The organism is Pseudomonas sp. SJZ131, assembly GCF_007828705.1.
GTDB classification, from domain to species: domain Bacteria; phylum Pseudomonadota; class Gammaproteobacteria; order Pseudomonadales; family Pseudomonadaceae; genus Aquipseudomonas; species Aquipseudomonas prosekii.
Window position 1 is genome coordinate 289600 of record NZ_VIVC01000004.1, and the last position, 24099, is coordinate 313698.

Below are 24099 nucleotides of genomic sequence, written 5' to 3' on the forward strand. Positions count from 1 at the left end.
TGGAGGTGCTGCGACCTGAAAGATTGAGTCGAACTCAAGTTTTGAAAAGCTTGAAGATCAGCTCCCTTTCCTCCTCTCCCTGGGGGGGGCTGGCCGAGGTGTTTAGTGGAGGTACGGCGACCTGAAAGATCGAGTCGAACTCAAGGTTTGAAAGGGGCGGAGGGGGCTGATTGGAAGTACTGCAGCCTGAAAGATCGAGTCGAACTCAAGTTTTGAAAAGCTTGAAGATCAGCCCCCTTTCCCCCTCTCCCCATTGGGGAGAGGGTTGGGGTGAGGGGAGGGTTCTGACGCCTGGCACCAACCTCAGCAACGATCAGAACTTCTCGAAGGTGCGACGGCTCTCGCTGGTCTCGCGCGCCACTTCTTTTGGCTTGTAAGCGCAATACCCCGGCCGTGGGCCGATTTTCGGGTGGTTGCGGCAAGTGTCCGGGCGCTTTTCATAAATAGTGCACAGGCGGCTCTTGCGATCCAGGTACAGGCAATCGTTGTTGCTCATGCGCTGCAGCGTAAAGATCTCGGACTTCTGGTTGTAACGCTCGACGATCCCTTCCTTCTGCAACCGCTTGGCGATGTTCTTCGCCGGTTCGCCGCGCTCGAACTCGTCGACGATGCCGATGCGGATCAGATCCTTGATCTTGACCTCGACCGGCAACGTGCAGCAGCTGGATATGCATGAGCCGCACATCGGCGCAGAGTATTTGGCCCAGGTATCGAGGCGGTCGATCTCTGCGGCAGCGATCAGGTTGGACTTCATCATCGGTTGTTACCAGCGTGTGCATCAGGGCGCGCGATCATACCGGGACTGGTGGATTTTTGAACAACCTTTCGCCGGTTTTTTTCCGCAACGCCCAATAACCCGCGTTAATCCGGCACGGCCCCTGCATTCATTCGAGTACATGACAATCTAATGCCGGCCTATCGCGCACTATCGGGCACTATCGGGATCAACCCGGCGAACCACAGTCCCGTCCGTTTGTCAGACCGTCTAGGCTCAACTACTCCACGCTCGCTCGAGGTCCTATCGATGACTCAAGAACCACTTGTTCGCGAAGCAGAGGTGGCCGCATTTCGCGATGCCGTCTTGACCAAACTCACTTACGCGGTGGGCAAAGACCCGGATCACGCCTTCGACCACGACTGGTTCGAAGCCATTGCCCTGGCCGCGCGCGACCACATGGTCGAACACTGGATGGACCACACCCGGCAGATCTACCGCAAAGGGCAGAAACGCGTTTATTACCTCTCGCTGGAATTTCTGATCGGCCGTCTGCTCTACGACAGCCTGAGCAACCTTGGCTTGCTCGACGTCGCCCGCGAAGCCATGACCGAACTTGGCGTCGACATTGAGCGCATCCGCCTGCTGGAGCCCGATGCGGCGCTCGGCAACGGCGGCCTCGGTCGCTTGGCGGCGTGCTTCATGGAAAGCATGTCGACCCTCGGCATCGCCGGCCACGGCTACGGCATTCGTTACGAGCACGGCTTGTTCCGCCAGGCCATCGTCGACGGCTGGCAGCAGGAACAAACCGAACACTGGCTGGATTTCGGCAACCCGTGGGAGTTCGAGCGGCCAGAAGTGGTTTACCCGATCGGCTTCGGCGGCAGCGTCGAAACCGTCACCGACGAGGCCGGCAAATCGCGGCAGGTCTGGACTCCGGCGGAAACCGTGCGCGCAATTGCCTACGACACGCCGGTAGTCGGCTGGCGCGGTGCGAGCGTCAACACCTTGCGCCTGTGGCGTGCCCGCGCCATGGAAGATTTGCACCTGGAACGCTTCAACGCCGGTGACCACTTGGGCGCCGTTGCCGAAGTGGCGCGCGCCGAAAGTATCTCCCGCGTGCTCTACCCGGCGGACAGCACCGAAGCTGGCCAGGAACTGCGTCTGCGTCAGGAATACTTCTTCGTCGCGGCCTCGCTGCAGGATTTGCTGCGGCGCCACCGCAACACCCACAGCTCGGTACTGACCCTGGGCGACCACGCGGCCATCCAGCTCAACGACACGCACCCCTCGATTGCCGTCGCCGAGCTGATGCGTCAATTGGTCGACGTCTACGATGTCGCGTGGGAGGCCGCGTGGCAGGTCACGGTCGACACGCTGTCGTACACCAACCACACGCTGCTGCCCGAAGCGCTGGAAACCTGGCCGGTCGGTTTGATGGAACGCATGCTGCCGCGGCACATGCAGATCATCTATCTGATCAACGCCCAGCACATCGACTCGCTGCGCGCCAAAGGCATTCACGATTTCGACGTTTTACGCGCGGTGTCGCTGATCGAAGAAGACAACGGCCGCCGCGTGCGCATGGGCAACCTCGCGTTCCTCGGTTCGCACAGCGTCAACGGCGTGTCCGGTTTGCACACGCAACTGATGCGTAAAACCGTGTTCTCCGAACTGCACAAGCTCTACCCGGAGCGGATCAACAACAAAACCAACGGCATCACGTTCCGCCGCTGGCTCTACCAGGCCAACTCCGAGCTGACCTCGATGCTGGTCGATGCGCTTGGGCCTGACCTGCTGGACAACCCGGAAGAGCGCTTGCTCGACCTCGAACCGTTCGCCGAAAAACCGGCCTTCCGCAAAGCCTTCGCCGATCAGCGACTGCACAGCAAAAAAGCCCTCGCGTACCTGATTCACGAACGTCTGGGCATTGCGGTCAACCCGGCGGCGATGTTCGACGTGCAGGTCAAACGGATCCACGAATACAAACGCCAGTTGCTCAACCTGATGCATACCGTGGCGCTGTATCAGGCGATTCGTGCCGAGCCGGAAATCGATTGGGTGCCGCGCGTGAAGATCTTCGCCGGCAAGGCTGCGGCGAGTTATCACCAGGCCAAACTGATCATCAAACTGACCAACGACATCGCCCGCGTCGTCAACAACGACCCGACCGTGCGCGGTTTGCTCAAAGTGGTGTTCCTGCCCAACTACAACGTCAGCCTGGCGGAAAGCATTATTCCGGCGGCGGATTTGTCCGAGCAGATTTCCACCGCAGGCTTCGAGGCGTCGGGCACCAGCAACATGAAGTTCGGCCTCAACGGCGCGCTGACCATCGGCACGCTGGATGGCGCCAACGTCGAAATGTGTGAACGGATTGGCGCCGAGCACATGTTCATCTTCGGCCTCAGCGCTCAGCAAGTGGAGGCGCGCAAGCAGAATCAGGAGTTCAACGCGACGCCGGATATCGCCGCTTCGCATCGCCTGAATGACGTGCTGCAAGCGATTCGCGGCGGGGTGTTCTCGCCGGATGATCCGTCGCGCTACGCCGGGCTGATCGATTCGCTGGTGGACTACGACCGCTTCCTGGTCTGCGCCGATTTCGACTCTTACTGGGAGGCGCAAATGCGCGTCGAAGCGCATTGGCATGATTCGCAGCAATGGTGGCGTTCGGCGGTATTGAACACTTCGCGCATGGGCTGGTTCTCCTCGGACCGGACGATTCGCGAGTACGCCACGGATATCTGGAAGGCATTGGAGTAACTTTTAGCAATAAATACGCGCAAGGCCCAACGCCTGTTGGGCCGGATCGATATACTAAGCGCCAGTTTTGCCGGATGTTTCAGTGACATCTGCGCGGATGCTTTCGCGGGCAAGCTCCGCTCCTACAGGTTTTGCGTGTGCCATGGATTGAGCCACGACACATAACCTGTAGGAGCGAGGCTTGCCCGCGAAGGCGTCAGCGCAGGACGCCACAGGACTTCTGGACTTGCCCGCCAATGGGCCGCTTAGGGATATCGACCATGCAATGGATTTTTGTGCTGATTGGTTTGGTGCTGGGCTGGGTGTTCGACGAGTCGTTCAGCGATGCGCTATTGGGCGCGTTGCTCGGCTTGGGCATTGGCCAGGCGATTCGCATTGCGCGCCTCGACGCGCAGGTGGCCGAGCAGCATCGGTTGACCCAAATCGCCCAGAACACGCTGCTGCAACGCCTGGCAGCGCTGGAACGCGCGGACCTCAAACCTGTCGACACACCGCAGCCGACTGCCGCGCCATCCGCCGCCGCCAGTCAGCCCGACGCGGTTGCCACACCTGAATTCATTCTCGACGACATCCTCGAAGAAGCGCCTGCGCGATCCCCGACATTGATCTGGGACTTGCCGCCCGAATTGCAACCGGTCGCCGCCAGCGCCAGCGAAGCCACTCGTCCGCTGCCCGACGATGTCTGGACGCCGCAGCCAGCCGCCCGCGAGCCGGTCACCCCTGAACCACGCCAACCCGCCGCCCCACGCGAGCCGAACATTCTCGACCGCGCGATCAGCGGCGCGCGCAATTGGCTGTTTGGCGGCAACACCGTGCTGCGCGTCGGCGTGGTGCTGTTGTTCCTCGGTCTGGCGTTCCTGTTGCGCTACGCCACCGAAGGCATGGTCGTGCCGATCGAAATGCGTTACGCCTGCGTCGCCGCCAGTGCGCTGGGCTTGCTCGGGCTCGGCTGGTGGCTGCGCCATCGCAACAACCATTACGCGCTGATGCTGCAAGGCACCGGGATCGCCGTGTTGTACCTGACGGTGTTTGCGGCGATGCGTTTGCATCCGCTGCTCGACCCGACTGCCGCGCTGGGTTTGCTGGTTGCCGTGACCGTGTTCTCGGCGATTCTGGCGATTACCCAGGACTCGCTGGCATTGGCCTGCGCCGCCGCGCTCGGCGGTTTCGCCGCGCCGATCCTGACCTCGACCGGCGCCGGCAACCACGTCGCGCTGTTCAGCTACTTCGCGCTGCTCAACACCGGCATCCTCGCCATCGCCTGGTTCAAGGCGTGGCGCCTGCTCAACCTGATCGGATTCGTCGGCACCTTCGGCATCGGTTTCGCCTGGGGCCTGCGTTCTTACACGCCGGAACTGCTGTGGAGCACCGAGCCGTTTCTGATTCTGTTCTTCCTGATGTACCTCGGTATCGGGCTGTTGTTCACCCGTCGCAAGTTGCTGGAAATGCCCGACGCACCGCAGGACGACAGTCGTCAGGCGCTGCTGCACTGGTCGGCGCGCAAGGGCGATTACGTCGACGGCACGATGCTGTTCGGGCCGCCGCTGGTGGGCTTCGGTTTGCAGTTTGCGTTGGTCCAGCATCTCGAATTTGCCGCAGCGTTCAGTGCGTTGGCGCTGGGCATGATCTACATGGCGCTGGCCCGGGTGTTGATGGGCGGGCGCGCGTTGCTGCTGGCGGAAACCTGTTTGGCGCTGGGGGTGATTTTCACCAGTCTGGCGATCCCGCTGGGCCTCGACGCACGTTGGACTGCCGCCGCGTGGGCGGTGGAAGGTGCGGGGATTTTCTGGCTCGGTTTGCGCCAGCAACGACCGCTGGCGCGGGCCTTCGCGTTGCTCCTGCAACTCGGTTCGGCGCTGGCGTTTCTCAGCGAATTGGGGGTTGGCGAGAGCAGCTTGCTCGACGGTTCATGGCTCGGCGCGCTGATGCTCGGCGTGGCGCTGCTGTTCAGTTTCTATCAATTGCACAAAGCCGCGCCGGAGCAGATTTCGACGTGGGAACGACAAGGCTCGCCAGTTTTGGCGTGCCTCGGGTTGAGCTTCCTGTACCTGCTGGCGCCGCTGTTCTTCTTCACCCAAGGCACGGCGATCACTTGGGCGCTGGCCGGTCTGGTCACGCTGTTCGCCGGCCTGCGTGTGCAATCGCGCACGTTCCTGTTCACCGCGTTTGCCGTGCAATTGCTCGGTGGCGCGTTATTCCTGTTGCGCTTGCAAGGCGCGAGCAGCGATTCGACGGCGGTGTTCAGCGCCGGTTGGAGCGGCCTGCTCAGCGCTTCGCTGATTGGCTTGGCGCTGATCGCCGGCATGCTGCTCGCGGCGCGCGACGACATGGTTCGCAGCGACGTGCGCCTGTTGCGCGGCTTGTCGGTGGTGTTGCTCGCCGGCCTGGTGCTGATCAACCTTGCGGTGCTGTTCGTGCTGCCGTGGCAAACCGCGAGTGCGGTGTGGGCGGCCAGCGGCTTGTTGATCATCTGGCTGAGTCTGTACCTCAAGCAGCGTGTGAGTTTTGTCTTCGGCCTGGTGTTGCAGGTAATCGGCGGCGCGGCGTTCCTGTTTGCCGGGCCAGCATTATTTGGTAGTGGGCTACTACGGTTTGAGATGCTGGGCCCGCTGGCCGCTGAAGGTTTGAGGCCGCTGGCGCATAGCGGTTTCTGGACGCCGTTGGTGCTGGGTCTGGCGGCATTGATTGGCGCGTGGCGCTTGCAGGTCGGCAATCATGCGGCGGCGTTCGATGGCCTGAGTTTGCAGCGCTTGTCCGACGTGTTGCTGGCGTGGGGTGCGGGTTGGTGGGCGTTGGCGTGGCTCAGCGAAGTGCTGCGTTTTGCCGCGCCGGAGTTGCAAGCGCCGCTGTTGCTGGCAGTCACGGCGCTGAGTGTAGCGCTGTGGACGCTGCTGGCATTGCGGCTCAATTGGTCGTCGCTGGGCTTGCTTTGCACCTTGCTGATGCCGGCGGCGGCACTGGTGCTGGTCGCCGCGTGGCACTCGCGTTATCACCCGGCGGCCAACTTCGGTTGGCTGGCGTGGGCGGCGCTGTTTGCCGTGCATTTCTTCTCGCTGCGCTGGTTGGCGCCGATGCTGCCGGCGCGTGCCTTGAGCGCCGCGCATGTGCTCGGCTGCTGGCTGTTGCTGGGCGTGCTGGCGCTGGAGTTGCGTTTCGGTTTGCTGTTGTTGTCCGAGCAATACAACGCCTGGCGCTGGTTGGGTTGGGCGATTCTGCCAAGCCTGTATCTGGTGCTCGCCGCCGCACCGCGCGCCTGGCCGTGGCCGGTGTCGGCGCATGCCCGCGAATACCGGGTGTACGCCGCCGCGCCGCTGGCGCTGTTGCTGCTCGGCTGGTTCTGGTTGGCCAACACCTTCAGCGACGGCAGCGCCGAACCGCTGCCGTATGTGCCGCTGATCAACCCGCTGGAATTGGGCCTGCTGTTTGCGCTGTTCGGCGTCTACGTGTGGTCGCGCAGCGCGATTGCGCAATCGACTATTCGCCAGGACCGCGCCGACAACGCCACGCAACTGATTGCTGGGGTTTCGCTGTTCGCCTTCTTCACCGCGCTGGTCAATCGCACCGCGCACCATTGGGGCGGCGTGCCGTTTGAACTCGATACGCTGCTGGCGTCGATGCAGGTGCAGGCCGGTCTGTCGATCGTCTGGACCTTGATGGCGCTGGGCTTGATGATCGGCGGCCATTTGCGCCATCGCCGGGAAGTCTGGCTGATCGGTGCCGCGCTGATTGGCGTGGTGGTGGCCAAACTGTTCTTTGTCGAATTGAGTAACCGTGGCGGACTGGCGCGGATCGTTTCGTTTATCGGCGTGGGCGTGCTGTTGCTGGTGGTCGGCTATTTCGCGCCGTTGCCGCCCAAGCGTGCCGAAACGTTGCCGGAGGCTGATAAACCGGCCGCTGAACCTGAAGGAGTGTCGTCTTGAGTCAGAAGCTGAACCTGGGTTGGTTGGGCGCCGTTGCGCTGGGCGTGGCGCTGTCGGCCGGGGCGCAGGAAAAACCGGCGGACTTCAGCACGCAAGTACCGCTGTCGGTGAGCGGCGAAGGCCCGTGGTATCGCCTCGAATTGCCGCTGAGCGTGCAACTGAATGCGCAGCAAACCGATCTCAGCGACGTGCGCGTATTCAACGCGGCCGGCGAGCCGCAGGCCTACGCCATGGCGCGGGCGACGGCGCAGTCTGCGCAAGATCGCAACGTGACCGAGGTGAAGTGGTTTCCGCTGTACAACGCGGCGGACGACACCGAGCGCGCGCCGAGCGTGCGCGTGCAATCGAGCGCCAACGGCACGCTGGTCGAAGTGCAACCGTCGAGCCAATTGGAGGCGGGCGAAGAAGTGCTGCGCGGCTGGTTGCTCGATGCCAGCGCGATCAAGGCGCCGTTGCAGCAGTTGATCCTCGACTGGACCAGCGAGCGCGACGGTTTCCAGCGCTTCAGCATTGAGGCCAGTGACGATCTGCAGCATTGGCAGTCGTGGGGCGAAGGGCAGGTCGCGCGATTGTCGTTTGCCGAGGAGCGCGTCGAGCAGCATGAAGTCGGTCTGCCGGGGCAATCGGCGCGTTACCTGCGCTTGCTCTGGAACGCCCCGCAAGCGGCACCGACGCTGACTTCGGCGCAACTGGAAAGCGCCAGCACCCGCAGCCTGCCGTTGCCGTTGGTCTGGTCGCAACCGCTGGCCGGGAGCAGCGCGAAGGCCGGTGAATACACTTGGCAATTGCCGATGGGCGTCAACGTCGAGCGCGTGCAGATTGAATTGAATCAGCCCAACAGTCTGGCGCCGGTGACGCTGGCGGGTCGGCGTGAAAGCAGTTTGCCGTGGCAACCGCTGAGCAGCGGTTTGCTCTATCGCCTGACCCAGGGCGGTCGGGACGTGGTGCAGGACGAATTGCAGTTGTCCGGGCAAACCGTGCAGCAATTGAAGCTGACCGTGGATGAGCGCGGCGGCGGTTTGGGCGCCGCGGCACCGAGCGTGAAATTTGCCGTGCGCTCGACGCAAGTGGTGTTCCTCGCGCGCGGCGCCGGGCCGTACACGCTGGCGCTGGGCAACGCGACGGTGAAAGCGGCGAACCTGCCGTTGTCGACGCTGATTCCGGATTACAGCGCGGCGAAGTTTACGACGCTGGGCAAGGCTGCGATCGATGGCGGGGCCGTGGTCACGCAAGCAGCACCGGCGGTTGCCGCAGCGACGGCGGACACCAACTGGAAGAAATTCGGGTTGTGGGCGGTGTTGCTGCTGAGCGTGCTGTTTCTGGCGGTGATGGCGTTCAGTCTGCTGCGCAAACCGCCGGCCAAATCCTGAGAATGGCCGGCGCTGCGCGCCATTCGCGGGCAAGCCTCGCTCCCACAAGTTCGCGTCGTGCCAATGTCCGCGAACGACACAAAACTGTAGGAGCGAGGCTTGCCCGCGAAGGCGGCTTGCCTGCCACCAAAAATCCCGAAACCGCGTCGGTTTCGAACTACGCTCAACCCGACGCATGAACTCTCTTCGGCGTATCACGTCTGATAGGAGGAAATGCGCCCCGACTCGCGCTAAACTGCGCGGGTTTTTAGCCCCCCATTCCACCGGAGCCGTCCATGTCCCGCGTTACCCTGAGTCGCTATTTGATTGAGCAGACCCGTAGCAACAACACCCCTGCCGATCTGCGTTTCCTGATCGAAGTGGTGGCGCGCGCTTGCAAGGAAATCAGCCACGCCGTTTCCAAAGGCGCCCTGGGCGGCGTTCTGGGCAGCATGGGCACTGAAAACGTCCAAGGTGAAGTGCAGAAGAAACTCGACGTGATGTCCAACGACATCCTGCTCGAAGCCAATGAATGGGGCGGTCACCTGGCCGGCATGGCGTCCGAAGAAATGGACAATGCCTACCAGATCCCGGGCAAATACCCGAAAGGCGCGTACCTGTTGGTATTCGACCCACTGGACGGCTCGTCGAACATCGACATCAACGCCCCGGTCGGCACGATCTTCTCGGTACTGCGTTGCCCGAACGAATACCTGACTCAGAACGAGCCTCTGAACGAGAAGGCCTTCTTGCAGCCAGGCACTCAGCAAGTCGCCGCCGGTTACGCGATCTACGGCCCGCAGACCATGCTGGTGCTGACCCTGGGCAATGGCGTCAAAGGTTTTACCCTGGACCGTGAAATGGGCAGCTTCGTGCTGACTCATGAAGATATCCAGATCCCTGAGGCGACTCAGGAATTCGCGATCAACGCCTCCAACCAGCGTCACTGGGAAGCGCCGGTGCAACGCTACGTCGGCGAATTGCTGGCCGGCGATGAAGGCCCGCTGAAGAAGAACTACAACATGCGCTGGGTCGCCGCGATGGTCGCCGATGTGCACCGCATCCTGACCCGTGGCGGCTTGTTCATGTACCCGCGCGACAGCCGCGAGCCATCCAAACCGGGCAAACTGCGTTTGATGTATGAAGCCAACCCGATGTCGTTCCTGGTCGAGCAGGCCGGCGGCGCATCCACCGATGGCCACCAGCGCATCCTCGATATTCAGCCAGATGGCCTGCACCAGCGCGTAGCGGTGTACCTCGGCTCGAAAGAAGAAGTCGACCGCATTACCGCTTACCACAAGGAATAAACCATGACTGAGCCTTGGCAGCCGTTGCTCGACTGGTGGTTCGGTTCAGCCGAAACCCCCGACGACATCGCGGCTGACAAGGGCAAGTTATGGTTCGGCAAGCGTGACAGCCAGGACCTCGAAGCGCAGACGCGTTTCGGCGACTGGGTCGAGCAGGCACTGGCCGGCGGTTTGATCGAATGGGCGCAACGCCCTGAAGGTTGGCTGGCCCTGGTGCTGCTGCTCGACCAACTGCCGCGAATGATCTTTCGCGAAAACCCCAAATCTTTTGCCGGTGACCTGCGCGCGCAAGCGCTAGTGGCACAAGGCATCGCCGCGGATTTTGATCGGCAGTTGCAACCGATTCAGCGCGTGTTCATCTATTTGGTGTTTGAGCATTGCGAGAATCTGGCGGTGCAGAACGAAGCGGTTTCGCGCTTCCTCGATCTGACCCAGCAACAGCCCGAAGCGCAGCGCGCAGTGTTCGCCGACAACCTCGATTACGCCGAACGGCACCAGAAAATCATCGCAAGGTTTGGCCGCTTCCCGCATCGCAATAAAGTGCTGGGGCGAGCGTCAACGGCTGAAGAGATCGAGTTTCTGTCGAAACCGGGTTCGCGGTTTTAACCGCCGCACAGCTCAAGCATTGCTTTGCAGCAGTCGCTTCATCAGCAGCGATGGCAAATCTTTGCGGGTGTCAGCAATGATATGGATGTAGACCGTACGGTCTCGCACTTCATAAATCACGCGATTCATTCCCGACAGGACTTGCCGGTATTGGCTGAGGTGCAACTTCTCGATTTCCTCTGGAATTGACCCTGCATACGGCAAGGTTCCCAAACGGTTGATAGCCGCTTTCAGCTCGCTGAAAGTGCTGCGCCATGTTTGCTCGGAGAAACTTTTGTTCAGATAGCTACGAAGTTCTTTGAGGTCTGTTTCAGCTGACTGAAGAATCACGACCTTAAAGCTCATTGATGATCGGCCTTGTCCAGTTCTGCGAACACGTCTTCGGCATCCCGAAATTTGCCGTCCTCAATCTCTCGGTTACCCATCGCCAATAGCTTCAACAAGGCCATGGTGTTCTCTTGCTCTTCAAAACTTTTCACATCCATAACGACAAGTTTCGCCTCACCGTTTTGAGTGATGACCAACGGTTCGCGGCTCTCAGTGATTGTTTTGACGATTTCAGCTGTGTGGCTTTTCAGGTAACTGATTGGCTTGATTTGAGATGAAAATTTCATGGTGAAAGTCTCGGCGGGGTGAGTGCGACCGAGTTTAGTCTTAATTCAGTCCTGCGTCTGGTTGTGGCGACCGGCGCATATTTCGACAGGGTAGACCTTCATTGCCAGTGATGCCGCCTTCGCGGGCAAGCCTCGCTCCTACAGGCGACACCATTCCTGTGGGAGCGAGCTTGCTCGCGATGAGGCCGTCAAAAGCGCCTCAGATCCTGAAGCTACCAACCAATTGCTTCAGCCGCGCCGCTTGCTGTTCGAGGTCGGAACAGGCGCGCAGGGTGGCTTGCAGGTTTTCCACTCCTTCCTGGTTCAGCGTGTTGATTTCGGTGATGTCGACGTTGATCGATTCGACCACCGCGGTCTGCTCTTCGGTCGCGGTCGCCACGGACTGGTTCATGCCGTCGATTTCGCCGATGCGCTGGGTCACGCTGCCCAGGCGTTCGCCGGCCTGGTTGGCGATGCCGACGCTGCTTTCGCTCTGGCGCTGACTGTCGGTCATGGTGCTGACCGCTTCGCGGGCGCCGATTTGCAGTTCTTCGATCATCTTCTGCACTTGCTGCGCCGAGTCCTGAGTGCGGTGGGCGAGGTTGCGCACCTCATCCGCGACCACGGCAAAACCACGGCCGGCCTCACCGGCACGCGCGGCTTCGATAGCGGCGTTGAGCGCGAGCAAATTGGTCTGCTGCGAAATACTGGTGATCACTTCGAGAATCTGCCCGATGTTCACCGTGTTGCTGTTCAGCGTTTCGATGTTGCCGCACGAATCGCTGATCTTGGCCGACAGCTGCTGCATCGCCGCGATGGTTTTATCCACCACTTGCTGACCGTCTTCGGCCAATGCGCGGGCGTCGCTGGAATGTTGCGAGGCGAGGGCGGCGTTCTGCGCGATTTCCTGGGCGGCGGCGCCCAATTCGTTGATCGCCGCAGCGACGCTGCTGGTGCGCGAGGCTTGCTGGTCGGAGTTGAACATCGACGAGTTCGAGGCCGCGACCACGCGCAACGCCACTTCGTTGACCTGGCCAGTCGCCGAAGCCACTTCGCGGATCGAGGTGTGAATGCGTTCGACAAAACGGTTGAACGAGGTGCCCAGCGCACCGAATTCGTCGTGGCCGTGGATGGTCAGGCGTTTGGTCAGGTCGCCTTCACCTTCGGCGATGTCATGCATGGCGCGGCCCATGGTCAGCAGCGGCTGCATCAGGAAGCTGATCAACATGCCGAGCAACGCGATGATGATCACCACGGCAATGACCATGGCGATGATCGCCGAGGTGCGGAATTCGCTGAGCATCGCAAACGCGGTGTCTTTGTCGAGCACCAGCGCCACGTACCAGTCGGCCGACGGCACGCCGTTGACGTGGGTGAACGAAACGAATTGGGTCTTGCCGTCGAGCTCGACTTCTTTCAGGCCCGGGCTGACCTGCGGCGCGCCGTTCGGGTAGGCCTCGGCGAGGGTCTTGAGCACGAGTTTGCTGTCCGGGTGAATCAGGATCTTGCCATCGGCGCTGACGATAAAGGCGTGGCCATGGCCACCAAAATTGAGCGAGTTGATGATCGCGCTGACACTCGACAGATCAATGTCGGCGCCGGCGACGCCGATCATCTGGTTCTGGTGCTGCACCGGCGTGGCCACGGTGATCACCAGCTTGCCCGACGACGCGGCGATGTACGGTTCGGTGACGATGGTTTGCCCGGCGCTGTTCGCCGCTTTGTACCAGCCACGCGCGCGCGGGTCGTAATCGGCGGCGCGGTTGCCGGCCGGGATCGAGAACATTACGCCGTCGGTGCCGCCAAAGTAGCTCAACTGGAAATTGCTGGTGTAGGCCGGCAAGTCGATCGCCCGTTTCAGGCTGGCCGGGGCGCTGCCGTCGACGCTGATCTGCTGCGACAGCGATTGCAGCAACTGAATGCGGCTTTCCAGCCAGGTCTGGATGTTGCTGGTGGTCAGGCTGCCGAGTTCCTGCATCGAGGACTCGGTACTGCTGCGCAAAGTCTGGCGCTGGCGGTAGTCGTTGAACAGGATGAAACAAGCGAATGCAACGGCCACCACGAGGGCAGCAGCCAACAGGATTTTGTGGCTGAACTTCATGTTTCTGGTCATTTAATGAGCTACCGCGGAGGGGGCTGGTCAACAAGGGGCGTCAATTTGCCACAGTGATGGGCTTTGCGCTGCTCTTATGTCGACTGGTCCGCGCCAAAGATTAGGCGGCTTTTGGCGAAAACCGACGAAATACCGGACAGCCCGGCAAAGTTCCTGATTTATCGGCAAAAGCCAGACGGGCGGCAGAATAAATAGCCGGGCGCTCGGGGAACCAGACAGGGGTTTTCTCTTCTAAGCTCAAGCTTGGCAGCCATGCCAATTCTCGTTCCCCAGGAGTTTCACCATGTCGCTGCGATCTTTCGCCTTGCTCTCGTTCTGCGTCTTGTTGGCCGCGTGCAGCAAGGTCAATCAGGAGAACTACGCCAAGTTGTCGGCCGGCATGCCCAAAGCCGAGGTTGAAACCTTGTTGGGCAAACCAACCGATTGCTCGGGCGCGCTCGGCATGTCGAGTTGCACTTGGGGCGACAAAAACAGCTTTATCAGCGTGCAGTACGCCGGTGACAAAGTGCTGATGTTTTCTGGCCAAGGCCTGAAGTAAACCGGGGCCACGCGCCCACGGGAGAAAAACAATGAAGCGGTTATTTTTAGTTCTTTTCGCTGGCCTGGTATTGGCTGGCTGCGCCTCTTCTGGCGTAGATCCGTTGGCACCGAAAACCGTCAACAGCGTCAATCTCAAGAAGTACCAAGGGACCTGGTACGAGTTGGCGAGACTGCCAATGTATTTCCAGCGCAATTGCGCGCAATCCGAAGCCCGTTACACGCTCAAACCTGACGGCAACGTGGCGGTGCTCAATCGCTGCCTGACCCCGGACTGGCAATGGGAAGAGGCCCGAGGCACGGCTTATCCACAGGTGCCGGGCAAGACCGACAAGTTGTGGGTCGAGTTCGATAACTGGTTCTCGCGGCTGATTCCGGGTGTGGCGAAGGGCGAATACTGGGTGCTGTACGTCAGCGACGACTACAAGACTGCCATCGTCGGCGACCCGAGCCGCAAGTATCTGTGGCTGCTGTCGCGAACGCCGAAGGTCAATGGAGTGGTCCGTGAAGAACTGCTGAGCAAGGCACGTCAGCAGGGTTACGACACCACGCGCCTGATCTGGCGCGCGACGGATACGCAGATGGCCAAGACCTCGAACTAGCGGCGTAGCGCGGATTAAAACTGTGGGAGTGAGCCTGCTCGCGATTGCGGTCTGTCAGTCGACATCTCTGTTGGATATGACGGCCCCATCGCGAGCAGGCTCACTCCTACAATTCGTTCTGCGTTAACCCAATAAGTCGCGCAGCACTTGGGTGAACGCCCGGTTACTTTCTTCTTCCCCCGCATGCCGGCCATCGCGCACCACCCACTGTCCGTTGACCAACACATCGCGCACTTGGCGATCGCCGCCAGCAAACAACCAGCGATTCAAAATCCCGTCGCCGCTCGCCGTCGCCAGGTATGGATCGTTGCCATCGAGCACTAGCCAATCCGCGCGTTTGCCGACTTGCAGCGCGCCAATCGGCTGACCGAGCGCCTGCGCGCCGCCATCCAGCGCGGCATCGTAAAGCGTGCGGCCGACCATCGGCTGATCCGCGCCATACAAACGGTTACGCCGCTGATCGCGCAGACGCTGGCCGTATTCCAGCCATCGCAGCTCTTCGACCACGCTTAATGACACATGGCTGTCGGAACCGATGCCCATGCGCCCGCCCTGAGCGAGGAAGTCCACCGCCGGGAAAATCCCGTCGCCAAGGTTGGCTTCGGTGGTCAAACACAAACCGGCGATGGCCCGACTCTTGGCCATCAGCGTGACTTCTTCCGGGTTGGCGTGGGTCGCGTGCACCAGGCACCAACGCTGATCGACCTCGGTGTTTTCGTACAGCCATTGCAGCGGCCGACGACCGCTCCAGGCCAGGCAGTCGTCGACTTCTTTCTGCTGTTCGGCAATGTGAATGTGCACCGGGCAATGCGCGTCGCTGGCGGCCAGAACTTCGCTGATTTGCTCCGGAGTGACGGCGCGCAACGAATGGAAACACAAACCCAGCGACTGCGCCGGTTGCTGCGCCAGCAACGGCTTCAGACGCGACTGCAGGGTGAGGTAATTTTCGGTGGTATTGATGAAACGGCGCTGGCCATCGTTGGGTGTCTGGCCGCCGAAACCGGAGTGGCTGTAGAGCACCGGCAGCAGGGTCAGGCCGATTCCGGCGGAGCTGGCCGCCTGGCTGATACGCAGCGCCAGCTCAACCGGGTCGGCGTAAGGCTGGCCGTTGGTGTCGTGATGCACGTAGTGAAATTCGGCGACCGAGGTGTAACCGGCCTTGAGCATTTCGATGTACAGCTGCCGGGCGATCACGCCGAGTTGATCGGGGCTGATTTTTCCGACGAGGCGATACATCAAGTCACGCCAGGTCCAGAAACTGTCGTTCGGATTGCCCGCCACTTCCGCCAATCCGGCCATCGCCCGTTGGAACGCATGCGAGTGCAAATTGGGCATTCCCGGCAGCAACGGGCCGTTCAGCCGCTCGGCGCCATCTGCGTGGGAATCGGCCTGGATATAGGTCAAAACGCCGTCAGCGTTGACCTCAAGACGTACATTGTTGGCCCATCCACTAGGCAGCAGCGCGCGTTCGGCAAAGAAGGCGGACATGGTTCAGCACCCCATCGTGTGTTATTTGTATATACATATACAGACGTTTGCCTGCTCGGTAAACTCCGGCAAGCTAGCCATCTCTATCGAATGAACAAGGATTAAACGTGCCGACTCCGCCTGCCACATTGCCGCCAAATGCCAATCTGAGCGCCAATCTGGGCGACAGTCCGGCGCCCTTGTACGCCCGCGTCAAACAGATGATCACCCAGCAGATCGACAGTGGAAACTGGCCGCCGCACTACCGCGTGCCATCCGAAAGCGAGCTGGTCAGCCAGCTCGGTTTCAGCCGCATGACGATCAACCGCGCACTGCGCGAGATGACCGCCGACGGCCTGCTGGTGCGCATGCAAGGTGTCGGCACGTTCGTCGCCGAACCGAAGAGCCAGTCGGCGCTGTTTGAAGTGCATAACATTGCCGACGAAATCGCTTCGCGCGGTCATCGCCATACCTGCAAAGTCATCACGCTCGAAGAAGAGGCCGCCGGTTCCGAGCGCGCGTTGGCGCTGGACATGCGCGAAGGGCAGAAGGTCTTTCATTCGCTGATCGTGCATTTCGAAAACGACATTCCGGTGCAAATCGAAGACCGTTTTGTCAACGCGCTGGTGGCTCCGGATTACCTCAAGCAGGACTTCACCCTGCAAACCCCCTACGCCTATTTGAACCAGGTCGCGCCGCTGACCGAAGGCGAGCACGTGGTCGAGGCGATTCTGGCCGAGGCCAGCGAATGCAAATTGCTCCAGATCGAAAAAGGCGAGCCGTGCCTGCTGATCCGCCGCCGCACCTGGTCCGGCCGGCAGCCCGTGACTGCTGCGCGGTTGATCCACCCAGGTTCGCGCCATCGTCTGGAAGGCCGCTTCCACAAGTAGAGAGCCGCACATGAAAGTGAAGGTTTTACGCGCCATCGATTACCCGCGCATGCCGTGGAAAAACGGCGGCGGCAGCACTGAAGAAATCACCCGCGACGCCGGCGCCGGTCTTGACGGTTTTGGCTGGCGTCTGTCGATTGCCGATATCGCTGAGTCGGGCGGCTTTTCGACGTTCGCGGGTTATCAACGGGTGATCACCGTGCTGCAAGGCGAGGGCATGACCCTGCGCGTGGACGGTCACGACACCCGCGCCTTGTTACCGCTGGACCCGTTTGCCTTCAGCGGCGAGAGCCAGGTCGCGTGCACGCTGCTCGGCGGGCCGATCCGCGATTTCAACCTGATCTATGCGCCGCAACGTTACAGCGCGCGGCTGCAATGGCTGGACGGCGAGCAGCGGTTTTTCAGCTCGGCGGCGACGCTGGTGGTGTTTAGCGTCAGCGCTGAGCTTGAGGTCAAGGTCGGTAACAGCGCCTCGCAACTCGGTCGGCATGATTGCCTGCAATTGGAGGGCAATAGCGGTTTGCTCGAAGTCTCGACCAGCGGGCCGTGCTGCGTGATTGAGCTGATCGCACGCTGATCCCGAATTGCTTTCGCGGGCAAGCCTTGCTCCTACAGGATTTGTGGCGCACGACGGCCAACACAAACCCTGTAGGAGCGAGGCTTGCCCGCGAAGCTTTTAGCCGCCAACACCGTTCCCAAATCTCGCACCACTTTGTTACCTAACGCCCCAGCGTGGCGCAAAACCGCGCTCAAGTAACAGCCGCCACTCCCAGCAAAAATCCCCCGCGAAAAATTTCATACTCGCCACAACCCTCAATCCACAAGCCTCCCAGCCCCACAAGAAAATTTCTCGATCACCCCTCCAACAAGTTGGCCGCTCGATTGCATATGCTTGTATGTACAAGTAAAGACGTATGCGTATGAGTCGCTTGAGACTCTCCGCAGCGTCCACTGATTCGCAGGTCGCACCTTGAGGCGCACCCGCTCGCTTGCCCGCTGCCAGGGTTGGTTTGAATTGATCGCTGAGGAGTCTTTTTCGTGACTGACAATACCCAGAAACCTACGCCTACCTTTACCAAGCGCCGTGACGTCGAAATCCGTGCCGCACGCGGTAACACGCTGACCGCCAAGAGCTGGCTGACCGAAGCGCCGCTGCGCATGTTGATGAACAACCTCGACCCGGAAGTCGCCGAGAACCCTAAAGAACTGGTGGTTTACGGTGGCATCGGCCGCGCGGCACGCAACTGGGAATGCTACGACAAGATCGTCGAAAGCCTGACCAACCTGAACGACGACGAAACCCTGCTGGTGCAATCCGGCAAACCGGTCGGCGTGTTCAAAACCCACAGCAACGCCCCGCGCGTGCTGATCGCCAACTCCAACCTGGTGCCGCACTGGGCGAGCTGGGAACACTTCAACGAACTCGACGCCAAAGGCCTGGCCATGTACGGCCAGATGACTGCCGGCAGCTGGATCTACATCGGCAGCCAAGGCATCGTCCAAGGCACTTACGAAACCTTCGTCGAAGCCGGGCGCCAGCACTACAACAGTGACCTCAAGGGCCGTTGGGTCCTGACCGCCGGCCTCGGCGGCATGGGCGGCGCGCAACCACTGGCCGCGACGCTGGCCGGGGCCTGCTCGCTGAACATCGAATGCCAGCAAGTCAGCATCGATTTCCGCCTCAACAGCCGTTACGTCGACGAGCAAGCCACCGACCTCGACGACGCCTTGGCGCGCATCGACAAATACACTAGGGAAGGCAAGGCGATTTCCATCGCGTTGCTCGGCAACGCTGCAGAAATTCTACCGGAACTGGTCAAGCGCGGCGTGCGCCCGGACATGGTCACCGACCAGACCAGCGCCCACGACCCGCTCAACGGTTACCTGCCGGCCGGCTGGACCTGGGACGAGTACCGCGCTCGCGCCAAGACCGAGCCTGCCGCTGTGGTCAAAGCCGCCAAGCAATCGATGGCGATGCACGTCAAAGCCATGCTCGAATTCCAGAAAATGGGCATTCCGACCTTCGATTACGGCAACAACATCCGTCAGATGGCTCAGGAAGAAGGCGTCGAAAACGCTTTCGATTTCCCGGGTTTCGTCCCGGCTTACATCCGTCCACTGTTCTGCCGTGGCATCGGCCCGTTCCGTTGGGCTGCGCTGTCGGGCGATCCGCAAGACATCTACAAGACCGACGCCAAAGTCAAAGAACTGATCCCGGACGACGCCCACCTGCACAACTGGCTGGACATGGCCCGCGAGCGCATCAGCTTCCAGGGTCTGCCGGCGCGTATTTGCTGGGTCGGCCTCGGTCAGCGCGCCAAGCTGGGTCTGGCGTTCAACGAAATGGTGCGTAGCGGTGAATTGTCGGCACCGATCGTTATCGGTCGCGACCACTTGGACTCCGGCTCGGTGGCCAGCCCCAACCGTGAAACCGAGTCGATGCAGGACGGTTCCGACGCTGTGTCCGACTGGCCACTGCTCAACGCTCTGCTCAACACCGCGAGCGGCGCGACCTGGGTTTCCCTGCACCACGGCGGCGGCGTCGGCATGGGCTTCTCGCAGCATTCGGGCATGGTGATTGTCTGCGACGGCACTGACGAAGCGGCCGAGCGCATTGCCCGCGTGCTGCACAACGACCCGGCGACCGGGGTGATGCGTCACGCCGATGCGGGTTATCAGATCGCGATCGATTGCGCCAAGGAACAAGGGCTGAATCTGCCGATGATTACCGGCAAATAACACGGGCTGGCTTAGCGCAATACCTGTAGGAGCGAGGCTTGCCCGCGAACCGCGGTGTGTCAGAACAGACGCCTTCGCGGGCAAGCCTCGCTCCTACAAGGGATAGCACCAACAACGAATAACAATCCACAGAGGTTGAATCATGGCTGTCACCACCGATCGTGCAGGCAATAAACCGTTGATCGAGAAGCGCTCGATCGACTACATCCCGGAAGCGGAAAGACACGGTCGTCTGTTGAGCCAATTCACCCTGTGGATGGGCGCCAACCTGCAAATCACCGCGATTGTCACCGGGGCGCTGGCCGTGGTGTTGGGCGGTGATGTGTTCTGGTCGTTGATCGGTTTGTTGATCGGTCAACTGCTGGGCGGCGGGGTGATGGCGTTGCACGCGGCGCAAGGGCCCAAGCTTGGGCTGCCGCAGATGATCTCCAGCCGAGTGCAATTCGGCGTCTACGGCGCGGCGATTCCGATCGTGCTGGTGTGCTTGATGTACCTCGGTTTCACCGCGACCGGCACGGTACTTTCCGGGCAAGCGCTGGGGCAGTTGTTCAGTGTCAGCGACAGCGCCGGGATCCTGATTTTCGCCAGTGTCATCGTGCTGGTAACGGTGCTCGGTTATCGGGTGATCCACTTCATTGGCCGGGTCGCCAGCGTCATTGGCGTGATTGCTTTCGTTTACCTGTTCAGCCGCTTGATGAGCCAGACCGATGTCGGCGCGCTCCTGCAAATCCGCCACTTCAGCTGGAGCAGTTTTCTGCTTGCGGTGTCGCTCGCGGCGTCCTGGCAGATCGCTTTCGGGCCTTACGTGGCGGACTACTCACGGTATCTGCCGAGCAAGATTTCCTCGGTCAAAACCTTCTTCGCCGCCGGCGCCGGTTCGGTGATTGGTGCGCAAGTGGCGATGATCCTCGGCGTGTTCGCGGCGGCCTCGGCCAACGGCCAGTTCGCCGGTCACGAAGTCGCTTACATCGTCGGTTTGGGCGGCACCGGTGCCACCGCAGCGCTGCTGTATTTCAGCATTGCGTTCGGCAAAGTGACCATTTCCACACTCAACTCTTACGGCAGCTTCATGTGCATCGCGACCATCATCAGTGGCTTTCGTGGTCACCTGCAGGTCTCGCGTTTGCAGCGGCTGGTGTTCGTATTGGTGATTGTCGGCGCCGCGACGCTGATCGCGTTGCTCGGTCAGCACTCGTTCCTCGGTGCGTTCAAGTCGTTCATCCTGTTTCTGCTAGCGTTCTTCACACCGTGGAGCGCGATCAATCTGGTGGATTACTACTGCATCACCCGCGAGCGTTATGACGTGCCGGCGCTAGCCGATCCGAATGGTCGCTACGGGCGCTGGAACCCGCTGGGCATCAGCGTCTATGTTTTCGGTGTGCTGGTGCAATTGCCGTTCATTTCCACCAAGTTCTTCACCGGGCCGCTGGTGGAGGCCATGGGCGGCGTGGACATTTCCTGGATCATCGGTCTGGTGCTGCCCGCAGGCCTGTATTACGTATGTGCGAAAAAATGGCACGGCAGCGTGCCCGACCACCTGATCCTGCCGGTCGAGCAGGACACGGTCACCGAACAAAAGCTGAGTAAGGCGGGTCGTGCAGCTGCGATCTAGACCTTCACGGACGTGGACAGGGCTGGATGCCATTTGACCTGCAGGAGCAAGACTTGCGCGCGAACCGATGCACCATGGTGCGTCAGGAATGACGCCTTCGCGGGCAAGCCTCGCTCCTGCAAGGACTGACTGCCGTAAGCCAACTCATGATTAGGAGCGTCACCACAATGAAATCGAACAAGACCCTGCTGACCACATTACTGTCCATGGGCCTGCTCGCCAGTGCCGGCGCCACCCAGGCGGCCGGTTGGTGCGAGTCGGGCAAACCGGTGAAATTCGCCGGCCTGAACTGGGAAAGCGGCATGTTGCTGACCGACGTGATGCAAGTCGTTCTGGAGAAGGGCTACGACTGCAAGGTCGATAGCCTGCCGGGCAATTCGATCACCATGGAAAACGCCCTGAGCAGCAACGATATTCAAGTGTTCGCCGAAGAGTGGGTCGGCCGCAGCGAGGTCTGGAACAAAGCCGAGAAGGCCGGCAAAGTCGTTGGCGTCGGCGCGCCGGTGGTCGGTGCCATTGAAGGCTGGTACGTGCCGCGCTACGTCATCGAGGGCGATGCCAGCCGCAAGCTCGAAGCCAAGGCCCCGGACCTGAAAAACATCGCCGACCTGGGCAAATACGCCAGCGTGTTCAAGGACCAGGAAGAGCCGGACAAAGGACGTTTCTATAACTGCCCGGCCGGTTGGACGTGCGAGCTCGACAACAGCGAAATGCTCAAGAGCTATGGCCTCGAAAACACCTACACCAACTTCCGCCCAGGCACCGGCCCGGCGCTGGATGCCGCGGTGTTGTCGAGCTACAAACGTGGCGAGCCGATCCTGTTTTACTACTGGTCGCCTACGCCGCTGATGGGTCAGGTTGACCTGGTCAAACTCGAAGAGAAACCTGGCGTCGACAAGCGCGTGACCATCAAGGTCGGCCTGTCCAAGACCTTCCACGAGCAAGCTCCGGAACTGGTGGCGGTGCTGGAAAAGGTCAACATGCCGATCGACCTGCTGAACCAGAACCTCGGGCGCATGGCCAAGGAGCGCATCGCTTCGCCGAAACTGGCGAAGATCTTCTTGAAGGAACATCCTGACGTCTGGCACGCATGGGTGAGCGAAGACGCAGCCAAAAAGATCGACGCGGCCTTGTAGGTCGAGTGTCGCCGGCTGCTGGCAACGGCAGTCGGACGCTTGATCGCAACCCCTTGATTGAGAGCCTCTTATGTTTCCCGAAAGCTTTACTTTTTCCATCGCCGACTGGGTCAACGGTTGGGTCGATTCGCTGGTCACCAACTACGGCGATGTGTTCCGGCACATCTCCGACACGCTGTTGTGGGCCATCGTCAATCTGGAAGGCTTGCTGCGTGCCGCGCCGTGGTGGCTGATGCTCGCCATCGTTGCCGGTGTTGCCTGGCACGCGACGCGCAAAATTGTCACGACTGCGGTGATCGTCGGTTTGCTGTTTCTGGTCGGCGCCGTCGGCCTCTGGGACAAGCTGATGCAAACCCTGGCGCTGATGATGGTGGCGACGGTGATTTCGGTGCTGATCGGCATTCCGCTCGGCATCCTCTCGGCGCGCAGCAATCGCCTGCGTTCGGTGCTGATGCCGTTGCTCGACATCATGCAAACCATGCCGAGTTTCGTGTACCTGATCCCGGTGTTGATGCTGTTCGGTCTGGGCAAGGTGCCGGCGATTTTCGCCACGGTGATCTACGCCGCGCCGCCGCTGATTCGCCTCACCGACCTGGGCATTCGTCAGGTTGACGGCGAGGTGATGGAAGCGATCAATGCTTTCGGCGCGAATCGCTGGCAGCAACTGTTCGGCGTGCAATTGCCGCTGGCGCTGCCGAGCATCATGGCCGGGATCAACCAGACCACCATGATGGCCCTGTCGATGGTGGTGATCGCCTCGATGATCGGTGCCCGTGGCCTGGGCGAAGATGTGTTGGTGGGGATTCAGACCCTCAACGTCGGACGAGGTCTTGAGGCCGGTCTGGCGATCGTGATTCTGGCAGTGGTCATCGACCGCATTACTCAGGCGTATGGTCGGCCACGGCATGAGGTGAACAAATGAGCAGCGAAGCCATCAGCAAAATCGAAGTCAAAAACGTCTTCAAGATTTTCGGCAACCGTTCCAAGGAAGCGCTGGCAATGGTTGGCCAAGGCAAAACCAAGGATCAGGTGCTGGCCGAAACCGGCTGCGTGGTCGGCGTCAATGACTTGTCCCTGAGCATCGGCACCGGCGAGATTTTTGTGATCATGGGCCTATCGGGCTCCGGCAAATCGACTCTGGTCCGCCACTTCAATCGGCTGATCGACCCGACCAGCGGCGCGATCCTGGTGGACGGCGTGGACATCCTGCAATACGACATGGAGGCTCTGCGCGAATTTCGTCGGCACAAGATCAGCATGGTGTTTCAGAGCTTCGGTTTGCTGCCGCACAAAACAGTGGTGGAAAACGTTGCGTATGGTTTGAAAGTGCGCGGCGAGAGCAAGCAAATGTGCTCGGAGCGCGCGCTGCACTGGATCAACACTGTGGGCCTCAAAGGCTACGAAAACAAATACCCGCACCAGCTCTCCGGCGGCATGCGTCAGCGTGTGGGCCTGGCGCGCGCATTGGCGGCGGACACCGACATCATCCTGATGGACGAAGCGTTCAGCGCCCTCGATCCGCTGATCCGCGCCGAGATGCAGGACCAGTTGCTGGAGCTGCAAAAAACCCTGCACAAGACCATCGTGTTCATCACCCACGACCTCGATGAAGCGGTGCGCATTGGTAACCGAATTGCGATTCTCAAGGATGGGAAATTGATTCAGGTCGGCACGCCGCGCGAGATCCTGCATTCGCCGGCGGATGAGTACGTCGACCGGTTCGTCCAGCGGCGGGCTGCGGTGGTTTAAGCGT

The 24099-nt window shown here is 60.8% G+C and carries 19 protein-coding genes and 1 pseudogene; 14 read left to right on the top strand and 6 right to left on the bottom strand.

The features are described 5' to 3' along the window. Nucleotides 1-313 precede the first annotated feature (313 nt). Entirely contained in the window at nt 314-754 is a 441-nt protein-coding gene (locus FBY12_RS19305) for a YkgJ family cysteine cluster protein (RefSeq protein WP_101207684.1), read from the bottom strand. Between the two features lie 270 nt (nt 755-1024). Between FBY12_RS19305 and FBY12_RS19310 the strand changes: the two genes are divergently transcribed. From FBY12_RS19310 to FBY12_RS19330, 5 genes are all read left to right on the top strand, one after another. Continuing rightward, nucleotides 1025-3475: a glycogen/starch/alpha-glucan phosphorylase gene (locus FBY12_RS19310; RefSeq protein ID WP_121731623.1), complete on the top strand. Its 2451-nt coding sequence runs from the start codon at nt 1025-1027 to the stop codon at nt 3473-3475. 260 nt (nt 3476-3735) lie between these two features. Continuing rightward, nucleotides 3736-7395: a DUF2339 domain-containing protein gene (locus FBY12_RS19315; protein ID WP_145255014.1), complete on the top strand. Its 3660-nt coding sequence runs from the start codon at nt 3736-3738 to the stop codon at nt 7393-7395. Then, the gene (locus tag FBY12_RS19320; protein WP_121731621.1) at nt 7392-8765 is read left to right on the top strand and encodes a DUF3999 domain-containing protein; all 1374 of its coding nucleotides are present in this window, start codon (nt 7392-7394) and stop codon (nt 8763-8765) included. The genes FBY12_RS19315 and FBY12_RS19320 overlap by 4 nt, the downstream gene beginning before the upstream one ends. A 275-nt stretch (nt 8766-9040) precedes the next feature. Continuing rightward, nucleotides 9041-10051: a class 1 fructose-bisphosphatase gene (locus FBY12_RS19325; protein WP_121731620.1), complete on the top strand. Its 1011-nt coding sequence runs from the start codon at nt 9041-9043 to the stop codon at nt 10049-10051. Between the two features lie 3 nt (nt 10052-10054). After that, nucleotides 10055-10657, top strand: a complete 603-nt coding sequence (locus tag FBY12_RS19330; protein WP_145255017.1) for a DUF924 family protein — start codon at nt 10055-10057, stop codon at nt 10655-10657. Between the two features lie 12 nt (nt 10658-10669). Here the strand turns inward: FBY12_RS19330 and FBY12_RS19335 are convergent, their stop codons facing one another. From FBY12_RS19335 to FBY12_RS28175, 4 genes and pseudogenes are all read right to left on the bottom strand, one after another. After that, on the bottom strand, nt 10670-11002 hold the full coding sequence (locus FBY12_RS19335) for a type II toxin-antitoxin system RelE/ParE family toxin (RefSeq protein WP_145255020.1): 333 nt from the start codon (nt 11000-11002) through the stop codon (nt 10670-10672). Then, nucleotides 10999-11271 carry a type II toxin-antitoxin system Phd/YefM family antitoxin gene (locus tag FBY12_RS19340; protein WP_145255023.1) on the bottom strand — a complete coding sequence of 91 codons (273 nt, stop codon included), beginning with the start codon at nt 11269-11271 and terminating at the stop codon, nt 10999-11001. Before FBY12_RS19340 ends, FBY12_RS19335 begins: the two co-directional genes overlap by 4 nt. A 199-nt stretch (nt 11272-11470) precedes the next feature. Beyond that, on the bottom strand, nt 11471-12235 hold the full coding sequence (locus tag FBY12_RS28170; protein ID WP_371918738.1) for a methyl-accepting chemotaxis protein: 765 nt from the start codon (nt 12233-12235) through the stop codon (nt 11471-11473). A 93-nt stretch (nt 12236-12328) separates the two neighbouring features. Next, nucleotides 12329-13363, bottom strand: a pseudogene (locus tag FBY12_RS28175) (cache domain-containing protein); the annotation flags it as partial. A 283-nt stretch (nt 13364-13646) separates the two neighbouring features. Between FBY12_RS28175 and FBY12_RS19350 the strand changes: the two are divergent. After that, the gene (locus FBY12_RS19350) at nt 13647-13901 is read left to right on the top strand and encodes a hypothetical protein (protein WP_092274627.1); all 255 of its coding nucleotides are present in this window, start codon (nt 13647-13649) and stop codon (nt 13899-13901) included. A gap of 31 nt (nt 13902-13932) precedes the next feature. Next, nucleotides 13933-14502, top strand: a complete 570-nt coding sequence (locus FBY12_RS19355; RefSeq protein WP_092274624.1) for a lipocalin family protein — start codon at nt 13933-13935, stop codon at nt 14500-14502. Between the two features lie 123 nt (nt 14503-14625). On the opposite strand, the gene FBY12_RS19360 is transcribed toward FBY12_RS19355, so the two are convergent. Then, nucleotides 14626-15990, bottom strand: a complete 1365-nt coding sequence (locus FBY12_RS19360; protein WP_145255029.1) for a formimidoylglutamate deiminase — start codon at nt 15988-15990, stop codon at nt 14626-14628. Nucleotides 15991-16190: 200 nt separating this feature from the next. Here FBY12_RS19360 and hutC point away from each other — a divergent pair, with 200 nt between their 5' ends. The 7 genes from hutC (at nt 16191) to FBY12_RS19395 (ending at nt 24095) form a co-directional block, all read left to right on the top strand. Continuing rightward, nucleotides 16191-16859 carry a histidine utilization repressor gene (hutC, locus tag FBY12_RS19365; protein ID WP_231987162.1) on the top strand — a complete coding sequence of 223 codons (669 nt, stop codon included), beginning with the start codon at nt 16191-16193 and terminating at the stop codon, nt 16857-16859. A gap of 10 nt (nt 16860-16869) precedes the next feature. Then, nucleotides 16870-17436 carry a HutD family protein gene (locus FBY12_RS19370; protein WP_145255032.1) on the top strand — a complete coding sequence of 189 codons (567 nt, stop codon included), beginning with the start codon at nt 16870-16872 and terminating at the stop codon, nt 17434-17436. A gap of 461 nt (nt 17437-17897) precedes the next feature. After that, nucleotides 17898-19598, top strand: coding sequence for a urocanate hydratase (gene hutU, locus FBY12_RS19375; protein WP_145255035.1), 1701 nt, complete (start codon nt 17898-17900; stop codon nt 19596-19598). A 142-nt stretch (nt 19599-19740) separates the two neighbouring features. Then, entirely contained in the window at nt 19741-21210 is a 1470-nt protein-coding gene (locus FBY12_RS19380; RefSeq protein ID WP_145255038.1) for a cytosine permease, read from the top strand. Between the two features lie 167 nt (nt 21211-21377). Beyond that, a complete protein-coding gene (locus FBY12_RS19385; protein ID WP_145255041.1) occupies nt 21378-22346 on the top strand; it encodes an ABC transporter substrate-binding protein in 969 nt (322 codons plus the stop codon). A gap of 70 nt (nt 22347-22416) precedes the next feature. Next, nucleotides 22417-23268: a proline/glycine betaine ABC transporter permease gene (locus FBY12_RS19390; protein ID WP_092274602.1), complete on the top strand. Its 852-nt coding sequence runs from the start codon at nt 22417-22419 to the stop codon at nt 23266-23268. Then, nucleotides 23265-24095, top strand: coding sequence for a glycine betaine/L-proline ABC transporter ATP-binding protein (locus FBY12_RS19395; protein WP_121731612.1), 831 nt, complete (start codon nt 23265-23267; stop codon nt 24093-24095). The genes FBY12_RS19390 and FBY12_RS19395 overlap by 4 nt, the downstream gene beginning before the upstream one ends. Nucleotides 24096-24099 lie beyond the last annotated feature (4 nt).

Bases quoted from the DNA above. Each gene is read 5' to 3' on its own strand.
- FBY12_RS19360 (WP_145255029.1), bottom strand. From the start codon at position 15,990: ATGTCCGCCTTCTTTGCCGAACGCGCGCTGCTGCCTAGTGGATGGGCC.
- FBY12_RS19305 (WP_101207684.1), bottom strand. From the start codon at position 754: ATGAAGTCCAACCTGATCGCTGCCGCAGAGATCGACCGCCTCGATACC.
- FBY12_RS19340 (WP_145255023.1), bottom strand. From the start codon at position 11,271: ATGAAATTTTCATCTCAAATCAAGCCAATCAGTTACCTGAAAAGCCAC.
- FBY12_RS19370 (WP_145255032.1), top strand. From the start codon at position 16,870: ATGAAAGTGAAGGTTTTACGCGCCATCGATTACCCGCGCATGCCGTGG.
- FBY12_RS19330 (WP_145255017.1), top strand. From the start codon at position 10,055: ATGACTGAGCCTTGGCAGCCGTTGCTCGACTGGTGGTTCGGTTCAGCC.
- FBY12_RS19380 (WP_145255038.1), top strand. From the start codon at position 19,741: ATGGCTGTCACCACCGATCGTGCAGGCAATAAACCGTTGATCGAGAAG.
- FBY12_RS19310 (WP_121731623.1), top strand. From the start codon at position 1,025: ATGACTCAAGAACCACTTGTTCGCGAAGCAGAGGTGGCCGCATTTCGC.
- FBY12_RS19325 (WP_121731620.1), top strand. From the start codon at position 9,041: ATGTCCCGCGTTACCCTGAGTCGCTATTTGATTGAGCAGACCCGTAGC.
- FBY12_RS19350 (WP_092274627.1), top strand. From the start codon at position 13,647: ATGTCGCTGCGATCTTTCGCCTTGCTCTCGTTCTGCGTCTTGTTGGCC.
- hutC (WP_231987162.1), top strand. From the start codon at position 16,191: ATGATCACCCAGCAGATCGACAGTGGAAACTGGCCGCCGCACTACCGC.
- FBY12_RS28170 (WP_371918738.1), bottom strand. From the start codon at position 12,235: ATGTTCAACTCCGACCAGCAAGCCTCGCGCACCAGCAGCGTCGCTGCG.
- FBY12_RS19385 (WP_145255041.1), top strand. From the start codon at position 21,378: ATGAAATCGAACAAGACCCTGCTGACCACATTACTGTCCATGGGCCTG.
- FBY12_RS19390 (WP_092274602.1), top strand. From the start codon at position 22,417: ATGTTTCCCGAAAGCTTTACTTTTTCCATCGCCGACTGGGTCAACGGT.
- FBY12_RS19355 (WP_092274624.1), top strand. From the start codon at position 13,933: ATGAAGCGGTTATTTTTAGTTCTTTTCGCTGGCCTGGTATTGGCTGGC.
- FBY12_RS19315 (WP_145255014.1), top strand. From the start codon at position 3,736: ATGCAATGGATTTTTGTGCTGATTGGTTTGGTGCTGGGCTGGGTGTTC.
- FBY12_RS19395 (WP_121731612.1), top strand. From the start codon at position 23,265: ATGAGCAGCGAAGCCATCAGCAAAATCGAAGTCAAAAACGTCTTCAAG.
- FBY12_RS19335 (WP_145255020.1), bottom strand. From the start codon at position 11,002: ATGAGCTTTAAGGTCGTGATTCTTCAGTCAGCTGAAACAGACCTCAAA.